The 4,658-nt window shown below is 68.5% G+C and carries 2 protein-coding genes and 2 pseudogenes; 2 read left to right on the forward strand and 2 right to left on the reverse strand.

Going from position 1 to position 4,658, the window contains the following annotated elements:
• The first annotated feature begins 367 nt into the window (after window positions 1-367).
• Together EUA98_RS19285 and EUA98_RS19295 are read left to right on the forward strand one after the other, a co-directional pair.
• Window positions 368-1,282 carry an aldo/keto reductase gene (locus tag EUA98_RS19285; protein WP_242511733.1) on the forward strand — a complete coding sequence of 305 codons (915 nt, stop codon included), beginning with the start codon at window positions 368-370 and terminating at the stop codon, window positions 1,280-1,282.
• Between the two features lie 1,639 nt (window positions 1,283-2,921).
• Window positions 2,922-3,434, forward strand: a pseudogene (locus tag EUA98_RS19295) (transposase); the annotation flags it as partial.
• 61 nt (window positions 3,435-3,495) lie between these two features.
• On the opposite strand, the gene istB reads toward EUA98_RS19295, so the two are convergent.
• Both istB and EUA98_RS19980 read right to left on the reverse strand, forming a co-directional pair.
• Window positions 3,496-4,344, reverse strand: a complete 849-nt coding sequence (istB, locus tag EUA98_RS19300) for an IS21-like element helper ATPase IstB (protein WP_207219173.1) — start codon at window positions 4,342-4,344, stop codon at window positions 3,496-3,498.
• Window positions 4,345-4,370: 26 nt separating this feature from the next.
• Window positions 4,371-4,658: pseudogene (locus tag EUA98_RS19980) on the reverse strand (IS21 family transposase); the annotation flags it as partial.

Raw genomic sequence — 4,658 nt, forward strand, 5'->3', positions numbered from 1 at the left:
TTCCCCAAGGGGACGAACCTCGCCGTCCACTCCGCAGAACGCCTCCAGCAGGTCCAGGACGAGCTCAACAATCGCCCGCGCAAGACCCTGGGATGGAACTCCCCGACGCAAGCATTCGCGCAGCTACAGTCGACACATTCGTGAGGCCACTGTTGCGACGTTCGCTGGAATCCGCCGACTTCCACTTGGCCATTGACACTCGCCCACGGGTCCGGCGCGCAAAGGTCCATCGCCCGTAGTCGGCCGACGCCGCCCTACTGTCGCCAGGCGCCGACTTGAGTGTCGGTCTGCCGACGACGGGCGGGGAGATGCGGCCGTCGTCGTACCGGGGGTGCAGGATGCTTGCGTCGGCGCAATGCGCAGCAGAATGGTCCTCACATACAGGCGGCTGGCCGCCCGCCCCTGGATCTACAGCCCGATCGACACCACCGCGTCGACCCGCACGGTCGCCGCACTGAAGGAGAGCACCATGGCTGAACACTTCACCCTCGCCAACGGCGACCAGATTCCCGCGATCGGCTTCGGCACCTGGCAGATCCCCGACGGGGACGCCGCCTACGACGCGGTGACCGCCGCACTCGCGGCGGGGTATCGCCACATCGACACCGCTCGCACCTATGGCAATGAAGCGAGCGTTGGCCGCGCCATCGCCGACAGCGGCATTCCCCGCGCCGAGATCTTCCTTACCACCAAGCTGCCCGCCGAAGTGAAGTCCTACGCCGGGGCCGTGGCTAGCTTCGAGGAGACCATCACCGCGCTGGGCATGGACTATGTCGACCTTTACCTGATCCACGCGCCCTGGCCATGGTCCGCGATCGGCACCGACTGCCACGCTGGCAACGCGGAGGTGTGGCGCGCGATGGAGGAGATTCACGACGCTGGCCGTGCCCGTGCGATCGGCGTCTCCAACTTCAAGGTCGCCGATCTCACCGCGCTGCTCAGCGGTGCACGCTTGTCGCCGCAGGTGAACCAGATCAGGTTCTTCATCGGCCACTCGCAGCCGGAGGTCACCGCGTACTGCCAGGCGAACGGGATGGTCGTCGAAGGCTACTCACCGCTCGCGACGGGCGCCATCCTCGGCAATGCCGAGGTCCTCGGGATCGCGGAAAGGTACGGGCGGTCTGTCGCGCAACTGTGCATCCGCTACGTGCTCCAAAAGGGAGTGCTGCCGTTGCCGAAGACGACCACACCCTCGCGGATGAGCGAAAACGCCGACATCGACTTCGAGATCTCGGCTAAGGACATGACCTTCCTCGACGGACTTACCGACACCACGGCCTAGAGCCACACACCAACGCACAACTCACAAGCGCCCTGGAGGGGCCGGAAACGCGGAAGCGCGCCTTCCGGTCCCCGGGGCGCAACCCTTGTCAGCCAGCGGATCGCGGAGGGTAAGTCCTGGCCCCCGAATACCCCGATCATGATTGCTTCGCCGCGCGCGAACGACTCGCGCTCGAGTACTTCACGGACATGGTGCGCGGCCACGTCGAAGACCCCGAAAAGGGGTGTCGAAGTTAGCCAGGCAGTGGGACGTCATCGTCGGCGCTCGCTACTGGCGCAATTCATGAGACCCGGACGCGTGTTGAGAGGTCGTCGAGGTCGTCAATCTGTTCAGCCCTGCTGGCACGACGGCGCACGGGTCAACTGGTCCGCTCGCGACACCCACCTCAACCCAGACGCGAGTGCCGCTCGTCTCGCTTGTGCCATCGTCGTGTTGCAAGTCGGGCAGCAGGATTCGGGACGCGGCCACGACAAGCACGGCGCCGTCCGGCACTGCCCTGGCGGGACGGTGACGCGGAACGAGCGGTCGCTGCCGGTACGGACCGTGAGCCCTCTACTGGGCGTGCCGAGGGCGGTGTACCGCCCGGGCGCGCACTGGCCCCCGTCCCGAACGTACGTAACGTCCGCGGCGATACCGTCGGAGCCCAGTTCGCGTTCTAGGCCATCGGAGTCCTCGATTCGGTTGACCTGCACATCGACGCTGCCGTTGCCGCTGCGGCTCACCGCCCACGCGGGATCGGACTGCAGCGTCGGGACGAGACCACGGCGCCGGCGACCGCTGCCATGTCCGCGATCGCTCATGGGCCGCGGTGTCGAGCCGTATGCGAAGCGGGGGGCGCGGGCCGCTGCCCGTCCTGCTCAACCACCGTGTGGAGCTCGGCGAGGAGCCGGCTTTCGAACGCGTCCAGCTGGCTCATGTCAGTCCTCCGGCGGTAGCGGTAGCGGTAGCGGTAGCGCCCTGGCGCAGGCGCACCCGGGCACGATGGAACCGCACGCGCGCGGCGACTGGTGTGATCCCGAGCACTTCTGCGACCTGCGCGAGCGCAGCGACCGGCGCCCGAATGCGTCGTGGTGCTCCGTCGCGACGTCGCGGCCTATGAGTTGTCCACTCCCCGTCCTGGCGATCGCACTCCCTGGGTGGGGTGGTCATGGGTTGCGTACGCGTTGGTCGACGACGCCCCGCAGGGGGCTGCGGGGCGTCGCCGCGCGCCCAACGCTAGGTCGGATCGCCCGATTCTGTCTACGCGCGGGTTCCGGCCGGGGGTGAAACTTCGAGGTTGCGCACGCACTGGTACCGGCGGCGTGGCAGGTTGTGGAAATGGAGTGGGATATTGACGTGTCGAACAGCGACATCCTCGCGGCAAAGAGCGCCTGGTTGGCTGCCCAGGGCAGTGACGCCCCGCCCCCGCGGGTCGACCAGCTTAGGCGCGGGTACATCCAGCTCTTGCGGACACAAGCCCGGCAAGTGGCCAAGGATTTGCACGCGGAGTAGCAGGCAGCGCCATGTCGCCAGGGTGCGTCCCCTGGGGTGGTGTAACTCGGGCTCCTGATCGGTGATCGTGTCGATCCCGGTCGTGGTGGAGCCATCGCGTGATTCTTTGTGGGTACCGACCAAGGAACTCACGAAAGGACACCACGCGATGGCCCTGGATACGTCTGCCCTGCTCGAGCTGAGCGATGCCCTGCAAACTGCCGACGACGGACAACTGATGCGCCGCCTCCTGCACACGATCTTGCAGGCGCTGATCGACGCCGAGGCGTCCGCGCACATCGGCGCCGACCCGCACGAGCGCTCCGATACGCGCACCACCCACCGCAACGGCACCCGCGACAAGACCGTCACGACCACAGCCGGGGACCTGACCGTCAAGATCCCCAAGACCCGCACCGGGTCGTTCTTCCCGACGCTACTGACCCCGCGCCGGCGCATCGACGTCGCACTGCACGCGGTGGTGATGGAGGCGTACGTGCACGGGGTCTCCACCCGCAAGGTCGACGACCTCGTGCTCGCGCTGGGCGGGGCCGCGGGGATCTCCAAGAGCGAAGTCTCGCGGATCTGCGCTGACCTGGACGCGGACGTGAACGCGTTCAACACCCGCGACCTGGGCGAGCAGGCGTTCCCGTACGTGTTCCTGGACGCGACGTACTGCAAGTGATGGCGCTCACCGAAATTCCCCAGGGGTGCTCATCGAAGTTCCCCACCTGGTGACGGTGTCAGGTTAGGGGTTGGCGGGTCCCGGTGGTGGTTCTGCGCAGGGTGTCGTTGGCGGCGTGGTGGGCGCGGAGCCGGTAGGAGTCGCCGTCGAGGTTCAGGACGACGGATCGGTGCAGGAGCCGGTCGAGCATGGCGGCTGCCACGGTGGTGTCGCCGAGGATCTCTCCCCACGACCCCACGCCCCGGTTGCTGGTCAAGACGATCGAGGTCTTGAGGTAGCGCTGGGAGACGACCTGGAAGATCGCCGCGGCGGCCTCGGCGGGCAGGGCCAGATACCCCAGTTCGTCGATTGCGAGCAAAGTCGGGCCGGCGTAGAACCGCATGGTCGTGGCCCAGCGGCCTTCGATCGCGGCGCGGTGGCAGCGGGCGGCGAGGTCTGCCGCGGTGGTGAAGTAGGTCCGGTAGCCGGCCTCGGCGGCGGCCCGGACCAGCCCGACCGCGAGGTGTGTCTTTCCCGTGCCCGGCGGACCGATAAGCAGGACGTTGGTCGCGGTCTCGAGGTAGCGGCAGGTCGCGAGCTCACTGATGAGGTTGCGGTCGACCCCGGGCGCGGCGTCGTAGTCGAACCCGTCCAACGTGGCCGGGGTCGGCAAGGACGCGAACCGCAGCCGCCCGGCCAGGCGCCGCGCTTCGGTGGCTTCGACCTCGACCGCCAGGAGCCGCTCGAGGGCCGCGGTCACGCTCAGGCCCTCGGCGAGGGCGGTGTCGAGCACGGCGGGTAGGTGCTCGGCGGCGTCGTGGAGCTTGAGCACCGCCAGGTGGGAACGCAGCTGCTGGTAGAGGCTGGCCTGCGCCGCCGTCGATGGCGGCGGGGTCGGGCTGGGTCGGGTGGTTCTCGTGGTGGTCACAACTGTCGGTCTCCTTCGGGTGGGGTTCAGCGCGGGGGCAGGGTGTTGCGGCCGGCAGCCGCGGCGGCATAGACGGCCAGGTCAACGACCACCCCGGCCTGTCGTGGTGCTGTGGTCTCGGTGCCCGTCGGGGCGACCAGAGCGGCCGCGGCGTCCAGGGCGGCCGGGCTGGGTGGGCGTCGGACCTTGCCGCGGTGCGGGGCCGCGGAGGTGGCCGCGGCCATCGCTGCGCGTTCCAGGTCCAGGACGTGGCCGTCGTCGCGAATCATGGCCCCGGCCCCGGTGGTCGCCAGCCGGTGGCGGGCCATCACGAT

It is taken from the genome of Pengzhenrongella frigida, assembly GCF_004168625.1.
Lineage (GTDB): Bacteria > Actinomycetota > Actinomycetes > Actinomycetales > Cellulomonadaceae > Pengzhenrongella > Pengzhenrongella frigida.